General features: G+C 50.3%; 19 protein-coding genes. 14 read left to right on the top strand and 5 right to left on the bottom strand.

All coding sequences use genetic code 11. The features are described from left to right. Positions 1 to 154 precede the first annotated feature (154 nt). A complete protein-coding gene (locus tag EL633_RS36595; protein WP_161982223.1) occupies positions 155 to 304 on the bottom strand; it encodes a hypothetical protein in 150 nt (49 codons plus the stop codon). A 161-nt stretch (positions 305 to 465) separates the two neighbouring features. Continuing rightward, on the bottom strand, positions 466 to 1,560 hold the full coding sequence (locus EL633_RS18080) for a hypothetical protein (protein ID WP_126628526.1): 1,095 nt from the start codon (positions 1,558 to 1,560) through the stop codon (positions 466 to 468). Between the two features lie 377 nt (positions 1,561 to 1,937). On the opposite strand from EL633_RS18080, the gene EL633_RS18075 reads away from it, so the two are divergent. From EL633_RS18075 to EL633_RS18040, 8 genes are all read left to right on the top strand, one after another. Beyond that, entirely contained in the window at positions 1,938 to 2,756 is an 819-nt protein-coding gene (locus tag EL633_RS18075; RefSeq protein ID WP_161982222.1) for an SGNH/GDSL hydrolase family protein, read from the top strand. A 527-nt stretch (positions 2,757 to 3,283) separates the two neighbouring features. Beyond that, positions 3,284 to 6,628 (top strand): glucodextranase DOMON-like domain-containing protein, encoded by a 3,345-nt coding sequence (locus EL633_RS18070; protein WP_246039164.1) that lies wholly within the window; start codon positions 3,284 to 3,286, stop codon positions 6,626 to 6,628. A gap of 333 nt (positions 6,629 to 6,961) precedes the next feature. Further along, positions 6,962 to 7,741, top strand: coding sequence for a hypothetical protein (locus tag EL633_RS18065; RefSeq protein ID WP_174845168.1), 780 nt, complete (start codon positions 6,962 to 6,964; stop codon positions 7,739 to 7,741). Further along, the gene (locus tag EL633_RS18060) at positions 7,738 to 8,079 is read left to right on the top strand and encodes a hypothetical protein (protein WP_126628524.1); all 342 of its coding nucleotides are present in this window, start codon (positions 7,738 to 7,740) and stop codon (positions 8,077 to 8,079) included. The genes EL633_RS18065 and EL633_RS18060 overlap by 4 nt, the downstream gene beginning before the upstream one ends. An 18-nt stretch (positions 8,080 to 8,097) precedes the next feature. Beyond that, entirely contained in the window at positions 8,098 to 9,831 is a 1,734-nt protein-coding gene (locus EL633_RS18055) for an ABC transporter ATP-binding protein (RefSeq protein ID WP_126628523.1), read from the top strand. Continuing rightward, positions 9,828 to 10,805, top strand: a complete 978-nt coding sequence (locus tag EL633_RS18050; RefSeq protein WP_126628522.1) for an energy-coupling factor transporter transmembrane component T family protein — start codon at positions 9,828 to 9,830, stop codon at positions 10,803 to 10,805. The genes EL633_RS18055 and EL633_RS18050 overlap by 4 nt, the downstream gene beginning before the upstream one ends. A gap of 66 nt (positions 10,806 to 10,871) precedes the next feature. After that, the gene (locus EL633_RS18045; protein WP_126628521.1) at positions 10,872 to 11,798 is read left to right on the top strand and encodes an HAD family hydrolase; all 927 of its coding nucleotides are present in this window, start codon (positions 10,872 to 10,874) and stop codon (positions 11,796 to 11,798) included. Positions 11,799 to 12,052: 254 nt separating this feature from the next. Next, a complete protein-coding gene (locus tag EL633_RS18040; protein WP_126628520.1) occupies positions 12,053 to 12,367 on the top strand; it encodes a hypothetical protein in 315 nt (104 codons plus the stop codon). Positions 12,368 to 12,436: 69 nt separating this feature from the next. Here the strand turns inward: EL633_RS18040 and EL633_RS18035 are convergent, their stop codons facing one another. Further along, positions 12,437 to 13,042, bottom strand: a complete 606-nt coding sequence (locus tag EL633_RS18035; protein WP_126628519.1) for a TetR/AcrR family transcriptional regulator — start codon at positions 13,040 to 13,042, stop codon at positions 12,437 to 12,439. A gap of 224 nt (positions 13,043 to 13,266) precedes the next feature. Between EL633_RS18035 and EL633_RS18030 the strand changes: the two genes are divergently transcribed. The 3 genes from EL633_RS18030 (at position 13,267) to EL633_RS18020 (ending at position 17,077) form a co-directional block, all read left to right on the top strand. Then, positions 13,267 to 15,063, top strand: coding sequence for an MFS transporter (locus EL633_RS18030; RefSeq protein ID WP_126628518.1), 1,797 nt, complete (start codon positions 13,267 to 13,269; stop codon positions 15,061 to 15,063). 127 nt (positions 15,064 to 15,190) lie between these two features. After that, positions 15,191 to 16,030 (top strand): MBL fold metallo-hydrolase, encoded by an 840-nt coding sequence (locus tag EL633_RS18025; RefSeq protein ID WP_126628517.1) that lies wholly within the window; start codon positions 15,191 to 15,193, stop codon positions 16,028 to 16,030. 288 nt (positions 16,031 to 16,318) lie between these two features. After that, positions 16,319 to 17,077 carry a hypothetical protein gene (locus EL633_RS18020; RefSeq protein WP_126628516.1) on the top strand — a complete coding sequence of 253 codons (759 nt, stop codon included), beginning with the start codon at positions 16,319 to 16,321 and terminating at the stop codon, positions 17,075 to 17,077. Between the two features lie 70 nt (positions 17,078 to 17,147). Here the strand turns inward: EL633_RS18020 and EL633_RS18015 are convergent, their stop codons facing one another. After that, positions 17,148 to 18,233, bottom strand: coding sequence for a phosphotransferase (locus EL633_RS18015; protein WP_126628515.1), 1,086 nt, complete (start codon positions 18,231 to 18,233; stop codon positions 17,148 to 17,150). Between the two features lie 222 nt (positions 18,234 to 18,455). On the opposite strand from EL633_RS18015, the gene EL633_RS36590 reads away from it, so the two are divergent. The 3 genes from EL633_RS36590 to EL633_RS18005 all read left to right on the top strand — a co-directional run bounded on the left by EL633_RS36590 (position 18,456) and on the right by EL633_RS18005 (position 19,969). Further along, positions 18,456 to 18,596 (top strand): hypothetical protein, encoded by a 141-nt coding sequence (locus tag EL633_RS36590; protein WP_161982221.1) that lies wholly within the window; start codon positions 18,456 to 18,458, stop codon positions 18,594 to 18,596. A gap of 189 nt (positions 18,597 to 18,785) precedes the next feature. Further along, a complete protein-coding gene (gene rbp / locus EL633_RS18010; RefSeq protein WP_126628514.1) occupies positions 18,786 to 19,088 on the top strand; it encodes an RNA-binding regulator in 303 nt (100 codons plus the stop codon). A gap of 353 nt (positions 19,089 to 19,441) precedes the next feature. Further along, entirely contained in the window at positions 19,442 to 19,969 is a 528-nt protein-coding gene (locus EL633_RS18005) for a YceI family protein (RefSeq protein ID WP_126628513.1), read from the top strand. 28 nt (positions 19,970 to 19,997) lie between these two features. Here EL633_RS18005 and EL633_RS18000 read toward each other — a convergent pair whose 3' ends face one another. Then, on the bottom strand, positions 19,998 to 20,930 hold the full coding sequence (locus tag EL633_RS18000; RefSeq protein WP_126628512.1) for a hypothetical protein: 933 nt from the start codon (positions 20,928 to 20,930) through the stop codon (positions 19,998 to 20,000). Positions 20,931 to 21,341 lie beyond the last annotated feature (411 nt).

Below are 21,341 nucleotides of genomic sequence, written 5' to 3'. Positions count from 1 at the left end.
GTAGAGTGGGCGCCACACGCAAGGCCGGCATGCGGCACGATCAACGGCGATACGTGTTGAGAAAGCATCGCATGCCTGTGGCGCCTACACCACTCTTGTTTCTTCAGGCATAATCGCTCCAGAATGTTTTGGTGGGCGATCATGGGATCTTGCCTCACACACGCTCCAACATGCTCAGGCCACATCCAACGAGATTGATGTAGGCGCCACAGCACTGTGAGTTGTTCTGACAGCCTGGCCCACGAAAACCCAGCGGTGCGGCCTTGCGTGTGGCGCCCACTCGACGTACGCTCGGCTCGCTCATGGAGTCAGGGGCATTCCTCATCCCCCTTAACCGAAAGGTATTGGAAGCAAGCCCTGACGATACGATAGAAAAGGAAGCGTCTCGATAGAGGGGTAAGTTGATACTATACCGAATCCGGTGAGAGGCGGTCGTGACCACCTCTCATCAAAGTACGTAAGGCATCAAGCTCGTGAGGGTCGGTCAGGGCCGGGAGAAGGTTGTAAGAGATAGCGGCCAGACAGGTTTTTCAAGAGCGGGTCGAGCAGCGTGCCGGATGGCATAAGGCGTAGAGGAACGCGCTTGACCTCTGCCTCTCTGGCGATGGTTACCAGGCGTAGGACTTCGCTACGGATGCGCTGCAGCTCTTGCTCGGATTGGTTGGAGCGTTGCAGGCGCGCCAGCAGGGTATTAAGTGAGGAAGCTACCGTCCAGAGTACATTCTCTTGCGCCAATGGTGTACGCACGGAGAAATTGCCGTTGGCCGCCTCAACCAGAGCCTGCTGGATCTGCTGGATACCAAATTCCAGGTCGCGTTTCTGCTCGGCTAGCGCATATTGTAACCGCTCAACTTCTTCGATCCGGTCGACGCGCTTAAAGGCTCGCAAGGCTCCACGCACCCATAAAAAGGTGACGACGGCAACGACAATCTGCAAGGCAATCGGGCGCACAAGCAAGGTATAGGACTCCACACGCCATAAATGTTCGAGATCGGGAGCGTGCGCTTGCAGGAAGACATCAACACAAATACAAGCTATATTGAGGGCCGCCACAAAAAAGACACTGCTCGGTGGCAACAAGGATACTGCGAGTAGCTCTGAGAAGACAAGTAAGTCAAAGGTGAGGAAGCCGTCCATAGACAGATGTCCGCTTGGCGAGGTTATCAGGTTGAGTAGAATAGCTGTATTCACAGTAATAACACTGATAATTCCAACGGTGTTCACATGCCCAAGGCGATTAAGAAAAATAGAGAACAGGCAAAGCGCGATCCCTGCTACAATAATAGGAAATAACAAAGGATTCTTGCTCAGAAGCGCGAGACGAATAAAAGATACGAGGATAACAAGCATCAGAAGAAGGATAATGCTAGCGAGGCGTAAACGACGCAGCCTGTCCTGTACAGCGAAAGAAGCTTTCACCTCGGCATCAGATGGGGTCGCAACACTATACCATAATCTCAATGGCTTCATTGAACTGGTCGTCTGGGCTGTTTGAGAGGGAGTAGGGTTCCAGATATCATTACTTTTTTCTGCAAAGCGGGATGAATTCCTGCTATCCATGCAAATTAGCTCCTCACGCCACAAGGCTCTGCCTTCATCTATTATTTTCATAGAAAATAGTTTTTTGTATGCCATAGTTATTTTCCTACATATTTTCATATAAAACAAGGAAATATAGTACTTTTTGTAAGGTTAGATATTGTTGGCTTTATTGGGCTGTGCAAATACACTGAAAATATCTATGAATGTGTAAATAGATAGCATAGTGTTATAGTATAACAACATAATGTATATATCATAAAAGCTTGTAATTTTCCCATTTAATACTTATACTATAAAGGAGATGTGTACATTTTATTTTCTCCTCCTTAGGATTAGTGCCACTTGTACAATCATCAAATAAGGTTCAGACTGGTATGTTTTTCAAGGAGGAAAATATGCCCAGAAACATGTTACGACATTTTCTTCGCATCGTTGCGCCAGTCGTTTTCGTAGGTAGTCTGCTCCTCTTCTCTGCTCCATCAGCACACGCCGCTACGGTTGGTCCTAAGTCTCATTATCTGGCACTTGGTGATTCGTTAGCCTATGGATTTCAACCTGATCTCGACTTCAGTCATGGGTACGCTGAAGATTTTTACGCTGACCTCAAAAACCACGGCACGTCCAGTTACGCGAATCTAGGATGTCCTGGTGAGACCTCAACGTCGATGATCAATGGCGGTTGCACATTCTCAGTGTTACGCAAATTCCCGTATATTGGCTCGCAGCTTAATGCCGCGGTTATCTACCTTAAATTGAATCCAGGTAGGGTAAGTCCAGTCACCCTGGATATTGGGGCCAACGACATGCTACCTGACATCAACAAATCGTCATGTACGGTCGACCCTAAGTGGCCCACAGATCTGGCACAGATGGATACGAATCTGCAGCAGGTTATATTGCCAAAGTTGTCCGCCGCCATGACGGTGAACGGTCAGCGCACAGGCGATCTGCTCCTGATGAATTACTACTACCCCTACCAGAATCTCTGTCCCACGCTGTTGCCATACATCCAGCTATTCAACCAGCATCTGGCGGCAGATGCCAGCGGCTATGCAACTATCGTTGATGTATTTACGCCCTTCGGCGGCGCGGCCACCCCCAATCCCAATATCTGTAGCGATACCTGGATGTGTAGCATCTTTAAAGACATCCACGCAAAATCGGCTGGCTATAGGGTCATAGCTAATGCCTTTGAACAGACTGCCGGCTACTAACTACCGTCCACCTTATGTGCGTGCCTCCTTACGTACTCACTCTATACAGTCGCGCTATAGTAGTCTATCAGACATCATTTGATGGGAAAGCAGGAATGCAAGGCGCAGCCTGCATCCTGACTCGAAAAGCGGGGATGCAAGGGGCGGCGAGCCCCTTGACTGGGGGTTCGGGGGCTGTGCCCCCGGCAACTCTCCCCCTCCCGCCCGCGTAGCGGGCGAACAACCCATCAAACAAGTTTTGACAAAGCACTAGAAACAATAGCGCATAGACATGTGCCGCCCGGTTACACCCGTGAGGAGTAATGGTACACATCAGGCCGGGTGGCACATCATATCTAAAGCCAAAAATCAGTTGTTATCTATATACGATCAACCGTTATATACTATGCGATGGTATTTTTTACCCATTGGTGCCATTCCCTTCGTCTCAGTTGCTACTACTGCCTATTTGCCCTGTTGAATGCAATACACTGCTGTATCTTGTAGTATTTTTTGTCGTCCACTATGAAAAAAGGATCGATAATTGTATGAGGAAATTCGGTAGGGACACCCTGGGGGCGATGACGCGCCCACGTACACTTTCCTGGCGTCTATTGTTAGTATTTGGTCTACTATTACTGCTATTCGTTCAAGCTTTACGTTCCTCTTCAGCAGCAAGTGCAAACCCCTCTATCGCGGCTCCATCTGGACCTGGAGATCTCTCTTATTTTGATCAGGCTCGTAAGGATTGTGTGGGCACGGCCCGAAACACGACCTCGAAGGTCTGGTTCACGCTGGCGGATGGGGTGCTGAGCGATGTTTATTATCCCACGATCGATAATACCAATGTAAAGTCGCTGCAATTTATTGTGACCGATGGCAGCACGTTTACTGATCTTCAGACACGTGACACGACCTATACGGTGCAGGAACTCAATGGTCCAACCCTGGCCTGTCGTGTGACGACAACGGCGAAGAGTGGCAAGTATCGGGTGGTGACGGACTATGTGACCGATCCCGCGCGCAATGCGGTGGTGATGCGCATGCATTTTGAGCCACTCAGTGGAAAACTCTCAAGCTATAAACTCTATCTACGCTATGATCCGACGATCAATGGCAATGGCGGTGGTGGCAGCGGCAATGGTGGCGCGGACAATGCGACCGTGGATACGACGACCGGGCATGTGCTCCCTGTGGCCTTTGATACGCAGACAAAGACGAACGCGGTCAATCGTGATTATGGGGTTCCAGTCTATAGCGCGCTGGCGGCCTCGACGGCGTTTACTCAGGTTTCAAATGGCTTTGTGGGCACAGATAGCGATGGCTTGAAACAACTTGATGCCTCACATACACTCACATCTCTTTATAATGCGGCCTCCAATGGAAATATTGTGCAGACCGCGCAGGCTGATCTCTCACATAGTGGTGAGTTCACCCTGGGACTGGGCTTCGGGCAATCCCAGGCCGAGGCCGTGAAGACGGTACAGGGAGCGGTCGCACAAAACTTCAATGTGGTGCTGGCAAAATATACGGCTGGCTGGCTGCAATATGATGCGAAGTTGACGTTACAACGCCTGATGCCGGCAGCGAAGTCACGCTCCAGCATAGATTTCGCACGCCTGATCAATGAATACTATCTGAGCGTCAACGTGGTCAAAGCCTCAGAGGACAAGACCTATCCTGGCGCGCTCGTGGCGGGACTGGCTTCTCCATGGGGACAGGCCACCTCGGCGGGTGATCCTAATAACACCTACTTTGGCTCGTATCGCGAGGTTTTCGCGCGCGACCTCTATGAAACCTGGACCGCCCTGTATACCGATGGTGATCGGGAGACAGCACGTGACGCGGTCAATTTCCTGTTCAATCGCCAGCAGCAGGCAGATGGCTCGTTCCCACGTAATAGCCTGTTAAATGGGAAGCTCGCCCCCGATTCATTCAATACGCAGCTTGACGAGAACAGCTATCCTATCCTGATGGCCTATCAGATGGGCATGACGGATAGCACGCTCTATAAAAACCATATCAAGCCAGCAGCGAATTTTGTGGCCAGTCATGGTCCGGCCTTTGGTGTGGAGCGCTGGGAAGAGCAGGGAGGCTACTCGCCTTCTACAATCTCAGCCGAGATCGCGGGACTGGTAGCCGCCGCTGATATTGCGCGTAAGAACAACGATGTGGCGAGCGCGAATATCTGGCTGGGCGTAGCGGACGATATGCAGCGTTCAATCAAAAAATGGACCCTGACAACAAATGGTCCACTCTCCTCACAGCCCTACTTTATCCGCCTCTCTAAAACGGGTGATCCAAATGCCGCGATCTCTTATAATCTGGGCAATGGTGGTCCAACCCTGGATCAGCGCTCGGTGATTGACGCAGGCTTCCTGGACCTGGTACGCCTAGGCGAACTGTCGGCCACCGATAAAGATGTTGTAAACTCGCTCGCGGTAGTGGATAAGACCATCAAAGTACAGACGCCCAATGGTCCGGCCTGGTATCGCTATAATGGCGATGGCTATGGAGATGGCGCCTCAGACGGGCATCCATGGGCACCCAGTGGACAGGGTACAGGTCATCCCTGGCCGGTACTGGGTGCTGAGCGTGGCGAGTATCAACTCGCGACCGGTGATATTCCCACAGCGGTCTCGCTACTGGATACATTACAGAAATCCACTTCGGGCGTTGGCTTGTTGCCAGAACAGATCTGGGAGTTACCAAATCTGCCAGCATCTCCCTATGGAACCGATCCAACCAAAGCCTCGATTGGCTTTCAAACTGGCAAACCTGATGGCTCGGCCTCACCACTCACCTGGGCCGTCGCCTCATATGTACGCCTCTTCAACGATACATTATCCAACAAGTTGATCGAGCAGCCGCAGAATACCTACAATCGCTACGTTGCCCATCAAGTCGGGCAGACCGAGTTGAGCGTCACAGCACCAAAGGATCTCTCGGCCGTGACCGCCTCACCGGTTGTAGTTACTGGAAAAACCACACCGGGAAATACGGTCTATGTTGCGGCGACCAATACCGATCAACAGAACCAGACCAGCACCATCCAGGCACAGGTCGCGGCGGACGGTACATTTACGGCTTCGCTGCCAATTACTGGCGGCACCACGGTACTCAATACCGTCGCGGTCAGTCCGACTGGCGCCACAGCCCATGATCAGCGCACCGTTGTCTATGACTTTACCCCCGGCAAACTGGTCTATGATGCCAATGATCCGGCCAATGATGATAATGGTCCAGGAAATTATGCCTATCCAACGGCCTCGGACTTCCATGCCGGCGCCTACGATATCCAGAATTTCCGCATCTATGATGATGGCACCAATATCATCTTCAAGTTGCAGACACGCGACCTCACCCCAACCTTTGGGAGTCCACTGGGCGCGCAACTGATCGATGTCTATGTACATAATCCCACGGCGACCGCCACCTCGACGGCGGCGGCCTATCCGCAACGCAACTATAGCATCGCGCCAACAGCGGCCTGGAATCAGTTGATCGAGGTACAGGGCTTTGGCCAGCGCTACGTTGACGCGCAGGGCACATCGCTGGGAACCGTGCAGATCAACGCCAATGCCATCTCGCGCTACATTACCTTTAGCGTCCCGAAAGCTACGCTGGGAACACCGGCCTCTGGTTGGGGCTTTACCGTCACCCTGACCGGACAGGACGGATACAGTCCAGACCTGGCCCGAGCCTTCACAGCCACACCAGGAGGATACTCCTTTGGCGTCTGTGCAGTGGCCAGCAGTGATCCCCATTGTACGGTTGATCCCAATACAGTTCCTAAAGTCATGGATACCCTCACCCCAACCGGCGTAAACCAGTCCGACGAACTGGATTACACGAAACATCCCATAGTGCTACAAGACGTCGTGATCCCATAAGATCACTCCATACAACAAGAGAGAAGCGGACGGAACGTGTTTTTCCGTCCGCTTCTCTCGTTTTAGCCAGCCTGACATTCCTCCTGAACAACACATCCCCTCATTTATGTAACATCAATGATTTGTAACAAGTGTTAATTATAACAAAAATGCATATGTAACACCTGTTTACGATACTTTAACCCTGGCATTACTTCACATTAAAAGTGGGATCGTATGCTATCAGCAGATCCGTGAAGTTGCATACAGGAAGCCTCACGTTTCCGGTCTTTATTTTATTGAACCATCACCTTAGCGCCATGGTATGTTCTATCCGCATCAGGAGGTCATTTCATGATTCCAAAAGCCTGGGAAGGCACCACAACCGTTAACTTACCATATCCAACAAGCTTGATTGTCTACATTGTCATCTGGGCGGCAGTCATCGCTGGTCTGTTCTTTGTCTATCAGCGTAGCCGTTCGGCTGGCTTTGTCCGCTGGACCACACAGGACATTCTGATTGTTGCGATTATGGGCGTGCTCCTGGAAGTTTATGATAATTTGCTGGGCGATCAATTTATTACACCGATCATTCAGCTCATTCCATTTGGTCATCTGCTGGCCTTAAATGATCTGCCCTACATGTTCTTGCTCATGGTCGGTATCGCGCTCATCCGTAAGCCGGGCTGCGCCACCGCCATGGTCTTCCTCAATTTTATTTTGATGCAATTGCTCTACAGTGGTAGCGGTATTAACGTCTTGATGTGGCCTTATGGACTGCTGCAAGGACTGCTGCTGGATATTTATATTGTACAACGTGGTGGTCGAGTATTTAGCCGTGGCGGTTGGGTTGCAGTCATCGATGGCTTGATCCTGGGCGCCCTGCGCGCATTCCCTGCGGTCACCGTGCAGAGCGCGTTCCTTGGTCCCCTGCTGGAAGGTTCAACGAAAACACTCGGTTATATCTTCTTCTACACCCTGTTAAACACGATTGGTAATGGCGTTGAGGCCGCGATCTCGGGTCCACTGGCCGTACGCATTGCACGTTCCGTCAATCCAGGTGCTGAACGTCCCCTGACTCGTGAAAAAACCGTTCCAGTAGATAGCACGCTACAAGGAGGGAGCGCATTATGAATCCAGTTTTTCTCAGACGTACGGCGATCGCGGGACTGATCCTGACCGTTTTGCTGGCCTTAGATGGCATTTATATGATTGTCAGCAATTATCAGCCCGATGATGCCGGTGATCATCCCCTGCATATGTCAGACGGAACAACGGTCCTGATTGCGGCGGCCATACTCTTAATTGTGACGGTCGTAGCCTTTATGCTCTCACGGCGTCCACAGACCCAGGTAGCCACAGCAGGAGTCACACCGGAAGTCGACACAACCGGTGAAGCGTTGGCCGACACGAGTACTGCAGGAGTCACACCGGAAGCCAGTGCTGCCGGTGAACAGCCAGAACGAAGTTAAGAGGTACAAAAATAAATTATGCCTGCAATTCATGTGGATAGTGTATCGTTCACGTATGCTGGTTCGGTGCAACCCACGCTGCGTTCACTAAACGTAACCATTCCAGAGGGTGAATTCCTCTTGCTGGCAGGGCCATCCGGGTGCGGGAAATCTACTCTCGCCCTGGCCCTGGCCGGCCTGATCCCGACACGCATCGCGGGTGCATTCGAGGGACACATCTATCTGGATAAAAATGATGTGAGTGCGATGGAACTGCACCAGGTATCCCAACACATCGGCATCGTCTTTCAAAATCCAGATGAGCAACTGGTCCATCTCGATGTGGAGTCAGAGGTCGCTTTTGGTCCGGAGAACATGGCGCTACCAAACGAGGAGATCGAACGCCGGGTGGCACAGTCGCTGGCCTACACACAGATGGAACAATTGCGTACACTGGAAATCTTCGCGCTCTCCGGTGGCCAGAAACAGCGTGTGGCGATCGCCGCCACGCTCGCCATGCAATCCCGTATCTTGATCCTGGACGAACCCACATCCGACCTTGATCCGGTCGGCACACAGGAAGTACTGGGAGTCCTGCGCTCTTTAAATAAAGAGTACGGCTGGACGATTATTCTGATCGAACATAAAATCGACGAAGTGATCCCCTGGGTCGATCGTGTGCTCCTGATGGATGAGGGACGCATTACCATTGACGCGCCAGCACGGACGGCATTCACTGACCCCACAGCATGGCAACATCTGGGCGTCTCCATTCCACAAATGATCACCCTGGCACATACATTACCAGAGGTCTTTCAAGCTACGCTCCCACTGTCCGTGGATGAAGTTTATGCGGCACTGCGTAACACATCGTATGCGCAAGTACTCCGGCAGCAAGCACGGCAAGCTATCGCTATTCATCCGCTGGCAAGCAGACAGGAAAAGAACATCCTCTCCTGGGAAAAGGTCAGCCTGCGCTATGGCGCCAAACGGGTGCTTGATGAAGTGGATCTCAATGTCTATCAGCAGGAGTGGGTGGCATTGATCGGCGCTAATGGCATGGGCAAAACATCGCTGGCATCACTGGCGATGGGCTTTCAAGCACCGACGCATGGACAGATACAGTATGAGGGCCGACAGGTCATCCCCGGTCGCATCTCACGACAATCCGAGCACATGGCCTATCTGTTTCAGGCCGCCGATAAGATGCTCTTTACGGCAACCGTCGAGCAAGAACTCTTGTTTGGACTCAAGCATCAACGCAAAAAAAACAAACAGGCAACCATGCCCTATAGCATCGACCAACTACTGGAGATTATCGATCTCAGCGCATACCGTGACTTTAATCCGTTCCATCTCAGCCATGGTCAACGCAAACGCCTGGCACTGGGCGCCCTGCTCACCCGCTATCCACGCGTCTTTATCCTGGATGAACCAACCACAGGACAGGATGAAGGGCACGCACACGCCTTTTTACAATTTTTGGAACAGTTGCGTGAACGAGAACAGCTAACCTACTTGATGATCACACATAATATGGAGTCCGTGGCTCAATATGCGAGCCGTGTCGTGGTCCTCAACGACGGGCAGATTGTAATGGATGATGCACCCTCATTCGTCTTTGCACATGGCGAGGAACTGGCACGCTATGGGATTCTCCCACCGCCCGTTTCACGGCTCCATGCACGCTTATGTGAAGGCGATGCGCAACAGGTCGCACTGAATATTGATGTACTGGTAAAAGCATTTCAGGCGGTAAAGGCATTGTTATGATCAACTGGCTACACTATTTTCTCTGGCAATCGTTGCTCGGGCGTACCATCATTGGTTACCTGCTCATGTTTGTAGTGCCATTAATCCTACCCGTGATCTTTATCACGCTGGTAGGGGCACGTGGCCTGCGTCACATGTTTTCCTACGAGCCACAACAAACATTTGTCCACACGCTCGATCCGCGCATTAAAGTCCTGTATCCATTTATCATCAGCACCCTGAGCATCCTGCTCAACTGGAACTTTGTCTATCCTTTGTTGCTCTTTACCCTTATTCCCTGGATCCTGGTTCGACCTTCTTCGGCACGCGCACGTGTCGTACTGACCATGGTGATGACGCCAGCGCTGGGTCTGATCTGGTCACAAAGTCTGTTTTATACCATATCTACAACCAGCCTGCATATGATCTACAGTTTTCCGCCAACCTTAAGCTGGCTAGGAACGCCAGGATTATCCATAGAAGGTCTCTTAAACGGCTTACAGCAAGCCGGACGCGTCATGGTAGCAACATCAGCCACACTTATCCTGTTACTGACCACCAAACCATCCGAGGTCATCTGGGCTTTTTATAAGTTTCGCATGCCGGCCGCGGTTGGACTTGCATTCACGGTGGCGCTACGCTTCTTGCCACAATTGATTGAGCGCACAACGGTCCTGTTGCAAGTGGTCCAGGTACGAGGCTATGATCTGAGCCGGCCTGGCTGGCGCGAACTCAATGCCTGGCCCGGTTACCTGAGCCGTATCTTCGCCGTCATTCCTATTGTAACGGTACCACTACTCATCGGCTCGCTACGCTCCACCTCCACGACCGCCATGGTCGTCGACGCGCGCGCCTTTGGGACACAGCAGAAAAGATCGTTCCTGCACGAGCACCGGCTACAGAAAAATGATTATCTCGCCATCAGCGCACTTGCCTTATTGGCGGCAATCGTGTTTCTATTACTTATACTGCATATCGCGACGCGCCAGGCCTAAAGTATAAAAACAGAGCGCATCCTATAAAGCATACAATCAATTTTAGTTAGAATGGTATAAAGAAAAATGATCTCTGAAAACAAGCTATCCACACTCACAGGTCGGACATTCAGTTGCTTATTATTTGATCTTGGCAATACGCTCTGGCAACGCGATATACCGCGCTTAACGGAACTGGAGCAGGCAACAATTCAACAGGCGGCCCAGATCGCACGGCGCTTTAGCGCGTCAACTCCGCTGGCACAGTATGATGATGTCAACTTAGGAACAGAGTTGCGCGAGGAAATGCTACAACAATTCCACCTTGCAATCGCACAACGGCCAGGCTTTGAACCAACGGGAGCCGCTATGGTCGAGCAGGCATTCCTGGCCCTGAGCTTCTCACAAGGCGACAACAAGGTTTTTGAAGATATTTTTGAGGCGCTGCGCGTCCCCATTTTTCAATCCCGTGAACTCTTTCCTGATGTAATAGCGACCTTAAAGGAATTGCAGCGACGCTCATTTCAACTGGGAGTAGTCACCAATCGCTACTGGGGAGGCGAACCCTTTCAAAAAGATCTCCAGATTATGGGCATGACTAACTATTTTGAGCCGCATCAGACCATCGTTTCAGCTGATGAACATATTCGCAAACCGAATCCACAGATCTTTGCGCTGGCCCTCACCGCATGTCAGGCGGATCCACGCGAGACTATCATGATCGGCGATTCACTGATCGCTGACGTGGCCGGCGCGCAACAGCTGGCCATTTTCTCTGTCTGGAAGCCATCACGCTATCAAGAAGTCAGTCAATATCTGGCCGATACCGAAGGTATGACGGTCAATGAGTATAACCACCGCCAACTGGCCCTGCTCAAAGAGCATGCAACCATAGAGCCCCCAACCATTCCCACTGAACACTGGAAAGATCCCTACCTGCAGCATTTCGCCTCTGGCCTGATACGCCCCCAACTCATCATCAATAATGTCAGTGAACTTTTAGCATGGCTATAAAACAACCAGCACTGGGCACTGACCACAACAACAATAGTAAGTAACTATTCAAACCTGGTCCATACCTGCGGCATGGACCAGGTTCTTTATATGTGGGTGCAGAAAATCGTCGGTTGTGCCGACGATTTTCTGCACCCACATATAAAGTATAGGACTATCTGGTTTGCCATAGAACGAGTTCAGTTTTTTTAACGTAATGAATTCCAAGGTAATGATTTATTACGAATGCATATAAACTCGCAGGAGAAAAATAAATGCAAGACAAAACTTTCTCGGAGGCCGTCCAGGAGTTACACGATCGCATATCCAGTAATGTCCAGGAATCTATGCACCATATGCTGCTTTATCGTACAACCGCCACCAATGCAACGCTGCATATTACAGATGACACAATACGGACGGTGGTCACCAATGAATTGATTACTGATCAACTTATTGCTCTCCTCAATTTGATCAGAGATTTAGGTATGATCGATAGGGTACAGCATGAAGAGTTCAAGACCTATCTGCTACGCGCACTGGCTATTCAACATAATGAAGCGACGAAGTGGGATCAACCCGAGCAGTAGGTCCGGCGGTATTCTATCTATGCTATAGAAAACATCCCATAGCTATAATCAAAAAAAACATTATGATACTTATGGGGCGCAAAGGGTCTGCCAGGCGACGTTCGCCAGGGATGTGCTGATCACCGAGAAATCTATCTCGCGGCGATCACGCAACCAGAGGCGTACCAGTTCACGGCTGGGACCAAAGATCAAGGGAATATAGAGTTCCCGAGGATAGCGGGCGACAAGACCAGTTTCGATGAACGGTGAGAGCCATGCATAGATCCGCATGGGAAGTACTTCGGCGGCCTGGTGAATAGCGTGCACTTCAACGCCAAGATATTCGATGCTGTTGGCCTGAATCATAAAACGGCCCAGATCCACATGCCGGGCCATCCAATCAAAATAGGTAGAGATCAGGGCTTTGATGCCTTCTTCGGGCTGCTTGTTGACAAATGCTTCCAAGAGTTGAGCGTTCAGATCATTACGGCCCTCAACGTGCAAAGTGAGGGCTAGTGTCTCTTTGTTCTCAAAATGATGATAGATACTGCCAGTACTGGCACCCGATAACTGCCGAATATCCTCCATGGTAGTGTCGGTGTATCCTTTGGTCAGAAAAGATTGTAGCGCCGCTTGCAGGATGGCCTGCCGGCGCTGGGCGGTGGCGGTACTTCGGTAGGAAACACTATCAACCATGGTAAAACTCCTTTTAATTACACTGCTCCTATGTGCTTAAGCAACTTCATTGTTGCGCTTACAAGCAATATCTTCGTACAGCATGCTTCTTTCACTTTTTTCTTGCAAGTATCTTATCATAACCTTGACTAGAATTCTATTCTAGAATATCATTCTAGTGGAACGTTTAAATACGTTTATACGGAGATTGGCAAAAACCCTTTTTTTGTAACTAAGGAGAACTCATGGGAACTGCGATACGGCATGTGGAGGGGCGTGAAGCAAGGGCCCAGCGGCCAGTGGGACCAAATTATAAGTGGATTGCGCTCACCAATACGACGCTGGGTGTATTGATGGCAAGTATCGATTCGAGTATTGTCTTGATCTCGTTGCCTGCGATTTTCAAAGGCATCAACATTAATCCGCTAGCACCAGGAGAAACTGGTTACTTTCTCTGGATGCTACTGGGATATATGGTGGTGACGGCGACGTTACTGGTGACCTTTGGGCGTATCTCGGATATGTTTGGGCGGGTACGCCTCTATAATCTTGGTTTTGCGATCTTTACTGTAGGCAGTATTTTACTCTGGCTCACACCGGGCACCGGCAACACGGGCGCCCTTGAATTGATCCTGTTCCGTTTTGTGCAGGGCATTGGCGCGGGCTTCCTCTTCTCGAATAGCGCCGCTATCCTGACGGACGCATTCCCGGCTCATCAGCGTGGTTTCGCGCTAGGCACCAATCAGGTAGCGGCCATCCTTGGCTCGGTGATTGGCTTGATTCTGGGTGGTGTCCTCTCCTACTTCGATTGGCGCTTAGTCTTTCTGGTCAGTGTACCAGTCGGCATTGTCGGCACCATCTGGGCCTATACCATGCTGCGCGAGGTCGCTACGATCAAAGGCAAACAAAAGATCGACTGGGCTGGCAATATCACCTTCGCCGTTGGCGCGACCGTTTTGCTGATCGGCATCACCTATGGCATCGAGCCCTATGGCGACTCACCAACTGGCTGGGGTAATCCGCTGGTACTCGGGGCGCTGGCCCTGGGAATCATCCTGCTGGCCATCTTCGTCTGGGTCGAACTACATATGGAAGATCCAATGTTCCGGCTGGACCTCTTTAAGATCCGTATGTTTGCCGCCGGTAATATCAGTAGTTTTCTGGCTAGTATCGCTCGCGGTGGTCTGCAGTTTATGCTGGTGATCTGGCTGCAAGGCATCTGGTTGCCGCTACACGGCTATAACTATGATGTCACACCATTATGGGCCGGCATTTATATGATCCCATTGCTGGTAGGCTTCCTGTTAATGGGACCATTAAGTGGCTACCTCTCAGACCGCTTTGGAGCGCGCCTCTTCTCAACCCTGGGCATGGTCATTCAGGCAGTGTGTTTCCTGCTCCTGAATTTGCTGCCCGCCAACTTCGACTATATCTGGTTCGCCATCCTGATCTTCTTCCTGGGGCTGGGACAAGGCATGTTCTCCTCACCCAACACTTCGGCGGTGATGGGCAGTGTTCCCGCGGATCAGCGTGGTGTCGCTTCCGGTATGCGCGCCACCTTCCAGAACTCGGGCTCGATTGTCAGTATTGGTGTCTTCTTCAGTCTGATTACCGCTGGTCTGGCGTCCGCGCTCCCACAATCTCTATCCAGTGGACTGACCGGAGCGGGCGTACCAGCGGAAGTCGCCAATAAAATAGCGCACCTGCCACCCACGTCGGCCCTGTTCGCCGCATTCCTGGGGTATAATCCAATGGGCACGCTGTTGCCGCCAGCGGTACTAAAAGCCTTGCCGCTCGCGGATCAACACAATCTGCTCGGGCATACTTTCTTCCCGAATCTGATCTCGACACCATTTATGGATGGCATTCATAGCGTCTTCTATCTCTCCTGTGCCATGTGTCTGGTGGCCGCCGTCGCTTCGCTGCTACGCGGTAAACACCAGAGCACGGCAAAGCCCGTAGCGGCCAGTACTGGTGAAGATGTGACGGCGCAAGAAGTTTCCACGGCCGCCCCGCTAGATGCATCTCGTGCGGAAAGATAAGCGCGGCACAGCTACCCAGAGCGCTGATTGAAAACATCCAGTTAAAGGTGGTGGATGATAGATGCAAGGTTCAATCCACTACCTTTAGCAGCAGAACATGTTCATTTAGTGGAAAGAGAAAAATCTTATGGCAGAATTTATCGAACAGGATATCGTCCCTGGTGTACAATTTATCTCGGGCGGGATCTGCAATCGCGGCATCATCGCTGCGGGTGGAGATGTACTGGTAATCGATTCTGGTATCAGCGTAGCCGAGGCTGCACCATTACGGGCTGCAGTCAATAATCTACGCGATCAGAAGAGAGCTCTAACTTTATTTAATACCCATCCCCATCTGGATCATGTCTTTGGCAATCAGGCATTCGCCGATGCGACCATTATCGCGCATCAGGGTGTACGCGATAACATGCTCACGACAGCCGCAGCCACCCTGGAAGGCATGAAGAAGAACAATCCACAGATGGCCGAACAGCTCGGTGACGTAATCATTACGCCACCCAACCTCACCTTTCAGGATAGGGTAACCATCTTCGTGGGAGAGATCGAAGTACAACTAATCTACATCGGGATCGCCCATAGTCCCAGCGATAGTGTAGCCTGGCTACCACAATCCAGGACACTCTTCGCAGGCGACCTCCTCTTCAACGACATCGTGCCAGCCATGCCTCCTGGCGGCAACGCGGCTGCCTGGATTACGGCACTCGACACATTAAAAGATTTGGGGGCCGAACATGTCATCTCGGGCCATGGTCCATTCAAAACCCCACAGGCACTCGATGACCTGCAAAGCTGGATCAAGCAACTCTATCAACAGGTAACGAACGCCATCGACAATGGTTGGGACAAAGAGACCGCTATCGCAAAGATTCCGGCCGAAATGCAAAGAATCGCCCCACGTGGCCATGACGAGCGCTTTCCGGGCGCAATCGGACTGGTCTATGATGAAATACAGCGTAAAACTGCTTAAGTGATCATAGCTCATCTTATCCCATATCTCATAAGCAAAAAAGCGTTGGATCTGATCAGATCCAACGCTTTTTTGCTTATGAGATATGAGATATTCTACCTATTCCCCTACGATTTGTTGATGAAATAGATATGACTGGATAAATTCTGAAAGCGTGATAAGTGTTTTACAGGAAGATAGCGAGACAGCAAGCATGCTCAAGACACTTTATCCCATATGTACTGAGGAGATATACATCGAATATGCGCGCGTGAGATCAAAATGATGGTCATACATAGGAGATCTTGAATGAGCATACAAAGTTTAGTGCTGGCGATCGGTGCTGGCCTTACCCTTTTCTATAGCATCATTAAAACATTTGAAGTAATCACAGCCTTCGTGAAGCATTCAGCACAAAAGAAGAAACGGCTGGCATTCATCTTGATTGGCATCGTATTTGCCATCGTATTTGGATATGCATCCTATAACACAGCTATACCTGCCGCCAACCATAGCAGCACCCCTACTAAAACACCTGCGCCCCTTATCTCCATGGCGCCACATTCAGCCACAAACCCGCTCATCAATACTACTTCCATGCCATCACCAACCTCAAATGATCCAGCCCCATGGTTGGATACTGAATGCGCGCCACAATCCCAGCAGCCAGATATGGGCGGCAACCAATCAACCGATGGCAATGTTGGCAGTTGTATAAAGGTCATGGCAGGATTTCATTATTGGTCAGAAGATTCAGGTGCCCAGGCGACCTGGATCATTAAACATCCAGTGACATCATATGTGACGAGTTGCCAGGTTGACGCCTGGATGCCCAAAGGGGATAAAGCGTCCAGTACGAGTACACGGTATGACTTCTGGCGTGATAATACATGGCTCGGCTGGCCCGGTCATGATATAAATCAGGATACAACACGCGTAGGATGGTTCTCGATAGCCACCACCTTGAATGTAGATGGCGACCCGGCTAAGGTACGTGTCACAGCTAAACCGGATGGCGGCACAGGAAATATCGCCTTTGCAGCCATGCGCTTCATCTGTCAGCACTGATCTGCCATGCACAATGGCCTGGATAGTTTGTAGCTGGATTGCACGTTATCCAGGCGCAGCATGCTATTTTCTACCTGAGCAGGCTCAAGCTATCTAGATCACGGGCAGCATTGAGCAAGCACTGAAGTTTGGGCCACCAGTAGCTACGAGATGAACCGTTTGTCTGGTCCCAGATAGCCACTTGTAGAAAGACCAGGATCATCAAACGATAATCTTCAAGCAGTTGATCCCAGCTATAGTCGATGATGCCGGATGCCTGTAGCGTCGTAAAATATCGACGTAGCAGGTTTATTTCCCGATCGTTTTCGTGGCGCTGGGCCGATGTCCAAAAAGAGGCACACATGATGACCAGGTCATATGCCCCAATGCCAGCATAGGGAGATTGCCAATCCAGCAGATAAATGGAACCCGCCTGTCCGGTTCGCGGCACCAGAAAATTCGCTAAATAGGCATCGTTATGGGTCACGGTCAAATGCTGCCTGCCTGGAAAGCGGTGTGAAAGAGAGCGTTCCCACAGCGCTGGCAGTAAGCGCTGAATCTCATTGATATCGTGAACGACATCGAGTGGTAACCAATTTTCTTCAGCGGTAAGCAAGGACTGCCAGTTTTGCTGACATTCCTGACAATACGCACGGAAATGTCCTTCATCCTGAAAAATAGTATCCAGCACAAGAGGATAAGTTCCTAGCTGCGGATCGTCCCACCAGGTCGCATGGAAGGCCGCCAGAGTTTCCACAATCTGACCCAATAGAGCCTCGTCAGGCATATACGAGCCATAGATCTGTTGCTGGCGGGTGATGGGAGGTTGATGGGTAGCACTGAGGTCCTGTAGAAGGAGCACGGAATTTTCAGTAGCCTGATCATATTCAGCAACAAAATGTGGAATGAGCATCGGCAATCGCTCAGCCTGCCGATCAATCAACCGATAAAATTCCACCTCCCGACGACCATCCTCCCTTCCCCAATCCGCCTGCACATTCCTCTTAACAACCAGGGCCGACGGTAACTGTGGCATAGTATCCATTGAATACGTCACCACAAGATGCTGGACATGCGAATTAAACGCCTCGTTCTCAGTCACCTGTACCTCAACCGCACGTCCATCCTGAAGAACGCCTGCCTGGTAAAGCAGCGTAGTCAACTCGTCTGGGGTCATATTCTGGCCTCCATATTTATATGCGCAATAATAAATTCCTTCCTATTTTATGCATGTATGACGCTATCGTCAATCGAAAGCGCACTTGAGGGTGCCATGCATTTTTTGCAAGAGCAGCCATGGACCAGGGACCCATCCCCTCATATATCTCACATCGCGATATGTCATCCCCAGCATGATCATGATGAGGGACGTTCACGTGAGGCGAGGAGACAGCAACCCATGTCAAAGCACCTGTTTACGATCATGATCCCCGTCTCCTCACCCTATGTGAACATCCCTGAGCTTGTCTATGATGGTATGCAGGCCGTTGCAGAAAAATGCATGACACCCCCGCACTTGATGTTTATCGATAAGTTATGAGAAAGCTTTTTGATGAATTTCAAGGCGAGTTTTTCGAATTTATTGAGAATTTGAAATAATGGGAATAAACAGTTGGTGGTCCATGTTAATATAAGTGTATGACATCAAAAAGAAATTGGATTGCTTCTGTGGGAAATGGTTTCTCCGGGCTTCAATGTTTGAGAGATGTTCGCACAGGAGTATAAACACATGAGATTATATGTTGGGGGACTCCCCTATCAGACAACAGAGCAGGACCTTGGCGATCTTTTTGCACAGGTAGGCGAAGTCACACAGGCTTCGGTTATTACCGATCGTGATACTGGTCGCAGTAAAGGTTTTGGCTTTGTCGAAATGGCTTCCGATGGGGAGGCTCAGGCCGCTATCTCACAGTTGAATGGAACCTTGCTGGGAAATCGTACGATTATTGTTAACGAGGCACGTGAGCGCCAGGCAAGTAACAATCGTGGTTTCCAGAGCCGAGACAACTATTCACGCAATAGCCGCTACTAAATTCTACCGCCAGGTAGGATAAAGCGTATCAAAGATACAAAAAAGAGGGTTAGCCTGTTGGTTAACCCTCTTTTTTTATACGCTGTTGGATAATCGCAATGCGCATCATCCAACAGCGTATAAAAAACGTTTGAGTGTCGCAGTAACAACAAACCAGCAGGATTTTCGGGTCTAAAAAGACCCTTTTATGGCTTTTCTAGCGTCTAATGACAGATCACCTGAAAGCAAGGAGGCTGCTACTATATTATTGAGTAATGTATTCAAGTTGGCAGCCACTTTACTGTTATGGTCAAGGGATACAAATGAAAGACAACGAATAAAATGATTATGTGCCAACTTCAGGGAGCTTGCTAATGCTTTTTACGATTGATCCTTTACATAGTCTGGTTGAATTCAGGGTACAGCATTTGAAGATTAGTATTGTCAAAGGGCGTTTCTCAGAGATGCATGGGACGATCCAACTGGACGCGAATACACCAGAGAAAACAACGGTGCAGGCGGCGGTGAAGACTGAGAGTATTTATACGGGTGCCTCACAACGCGATGCACACTTACGGTCAGCCGATTTTTTTGATGTGGCGAAATATCCAACTATTTCTTTTGAGAGCACACAGATGCGGCTCGTGGATCAAACACGCTGCTATATGGAAGGGCTCTTCTCAATGCATGGCGTGACACGGCCAATTACGTTCCAGGTAACCTATACCGGCACGAACCGCGATCCCCTGACAAATGCCTGGCGTATCGGTATTTCAGCCACGACAAAGATTGATCGTCGAGACTTTGGCATGGGCTTTAACCGCCTGATCACAGATGGAATCGCAGCTATAGGAAATGAAACGATTATCGAGATCCATATCGAGGCCATCCAGATGCTCTAACATTCTTCCTGATGAGCTTCTTGGAGTACTATGGAGCAAGAAAAGCGATAAAACGTGGCAGGGTCATGCTTAAGAGGCCTGCACTAATAAGGATGACAGATAATGCCAGCAGTTTATTGCGTTTCCCGCGCAACGTGAGCGCCATCAGACTATACCAGATCAGCCAGCAGGCCAGACAGACTGGCAAACTAACGGTCATAGCGGTCCAGGCACCCAGCCAGGAAAAGCCATCGTGCACAATCACCCCCAGGAAAAAGATCAACGGTAATCCCCAGGTTACAATCAGAATCCAGGTTTTCGCATGTGACAATAGAAATGTCCCATACTGGATTCTCTTTGTAGCCTTGCGCTTCCCCCATTGCTTGCGCGTCACCTGTAGACGTTGCAGGACGACCGCAACAATGAAGACCTGCGTACAGAGATCAAATAAAAAGACCAGTGTCCGCGTCCACACGGTCGTTGGCTCGATCTCTGAGATGCTCCAATCATAGCTACTTGGCATATTGAAGAGCGAGGAATCCAGCATATGGGCCAGACCAAAACGGAGCCAGTGCCAGTAGCCATTCTGATGAGCCGCGAAGCCGCCAAACTCGATGGCCACGTGGCGGCAAACCTGCGAAAACGAGACCAGGGTTACGATGACACCCAGTAACGTCATTGAAAGATGGAATGGCGCATTCTCCTTCTTTGTAAACTCTCCCTCCATCAGATAGACATACATGATAAAGGAGGCCAGTAGTAGCAGAAATCCATAGCAAGCAATACTTAAAGGATTCCACAGGCGGCTCAAGGCCTCGATGCAGGCGAGCAGCACATAAATGACAAATGAGCCCAGTGCCATAAAAATTGAGAAAAATATAATTTCATCCAGTTCTGCTCCCCGCTGCTCCTCCTCCTTTGGCATCTCTATATAGGTTGCCGTCACTACCGTAGTCTCTATCTCTACCGTTTCTTTTTCCACACAGATGTCCTCTACAGACTTAAAATATACATAACTGCATGTACAGATAGCCTCTCAGTTGTCCCGCGCACAAAGTTGTTCATGAAAAAGTTGCACATGGAGTTAAATAAGATATTTTTTGAAAATTTGAATTAATTTATATTATTCTACAAAAGAAACTTCATACACGCAACAATAGAGACTATTGTTGCTGTGTTGTTCTTTAATGCTTCTCTCTGGCGCCTGCGGCGCCGGTTTGTGGGTTGTATGTGTGAGTCTGGGCGCCTGCGGGCGCCCAGACTCACACATACAACAAAGGGGGTGGGCCGCTGGGGTGCCTATCCCCACACTTTCCACAAAAGGAAGGGTAGGTCGCTGGGATGCCTGTCCCCACACCTTCAACAAAAGGAAGGGTGGGCCGCTGGGGTGCCT

The sequence above is a fragment of the Dictyobacter alpinus genome (genome assembly GCF_003967575.1).
Taxonomy (GTDB): Bacteria; Chloroflexota; Ktedonobacteria; order Ktedonobacterales; family Ktedonobacteraceae; genus Dictyobacter; species Dictyobacter alpinus.
The sequence above is the reverse complement of the archived record's forward strand: the minus strand, read 5'-3'. Positions and strand labels throughout refer to the sequence as shown.

Coding starts and splice junctions, on each gene's coding strand:
- EL633_RS36595 (WP_161982223.1), bottom strand. CDS start 304: ATGAGCGAGCCGAGCGTACGTCGAGTGGGCGCCACACGCAAGGCCGCA.
- EL633_RS18080 (WP_126628526.1), bottom strand. CDS start 1,560: ATGGATAGCAGGAATTCATCCCGCTTTGCAGAAAAAAGTAATGATATC.
- EL633_RS18075 (WP_161982222.1), top strand. CDS start 1,938: ATGCCCAGAAACATGTTACGACATTTTCTTCGCATCGTTGCGCCAGTC.
- EL633_RS18070 (WP_246039164.1), top strand. CDS start 3,284: ATGAGGAAATTCGGTAGGGACACCCTGGGGGCGATGACGCGCCCACGT.
- EL633_RS18065 (WP_174845168.1), top strand. CDS start 6,962: ATGATTCCAAAAGCCTGGGAAGGCACCACAACCGTTAACTTACCATAT.
- EL633_RS18060 (WP_126628524.1), top strand. CDS start 7,738: ATGAATCCAGTTTTTCTCAGACGTACGGCGATCGCGGGACTGATCCTG.
- EL633_RS18055 (WP_126628523.1), top strand. CDS start 8,098: ATGCCTGCAATTCATGTGGATAGTGTATCGTTCACGTATGCTGGTTCG.
- EL633_RS18050 (WP_126628522.1), top strand. CDS start 9,828: ATGATCAACTGGCTACACTATTTTCTCTGGCAATCGTTGCTCGGGCGT.
- EL633_RS18045 (WP_126628521.1), top strand. CDS start 10,872: ATGATCTCTGAAAACAAGCTATCCACACTCACAGGTCGGACATTCAGT.
- EL633_RS18040 (WP_126628520.1), top strand. CDS start 12,053: ATGCAAGACAAAACTTTCTCGGAGGCCGTCCAGGAGTTACACGATCGC.
- EL633_RS18035 (WP_126628519.1), bottom strand. CDS start 13,042: ATGGTTGATAGTGTTTCCTACCGAAGTACCGCCACCGCCCAGCGCCGG.
- EL633_RS18030 (WP_126628518.1), top strand. CDS start 13,267: ATGGGAACTGCGATACGGCATGTGGAGGGGCGTGAAGCAAGGGCCCAG.
- EL633_RS18025 (WP_126628517.1), top strand. CDS start 15,191: ATGGCAGAATTTATCGAACAGGATATCGTCCCTGGTGTACAATTTATC.
- EL633_RS18020 (WP_126628516.1), top strand. CDS start 16,319: ATGAGCATACAAAGTTTAGTGCTGGCGATCGGTGCTGGCCTTACCCTT.
- EL633_RS18015 (WP_126628515.1), bottom strand. CDS start 18,233: ATGACCCCAGACGAGTTGACTACGCTGCTTTACCAGGCAGGCGTTCTT.
- EL633_RS36590 (WP_161982221.1), top strand. CDS start 18,456: ATGTCAAAGCACCTGTTTACGATCATGATCCCCGTCTCCTCACCCTAT.
- rbp (WP_126628514.1), top strand. CDS start 18,786: ATGAGATTATATGTTGGGGGACTCCCCTATCAGACAACAGAGCAGGAC.
- EL633_RS18005 (WP_126628513.1), top strand. CDS start 19,442: ATGCTTTTTACGATTGATCCTTTACATAGTCTGGTTGAATTCAGGGTA.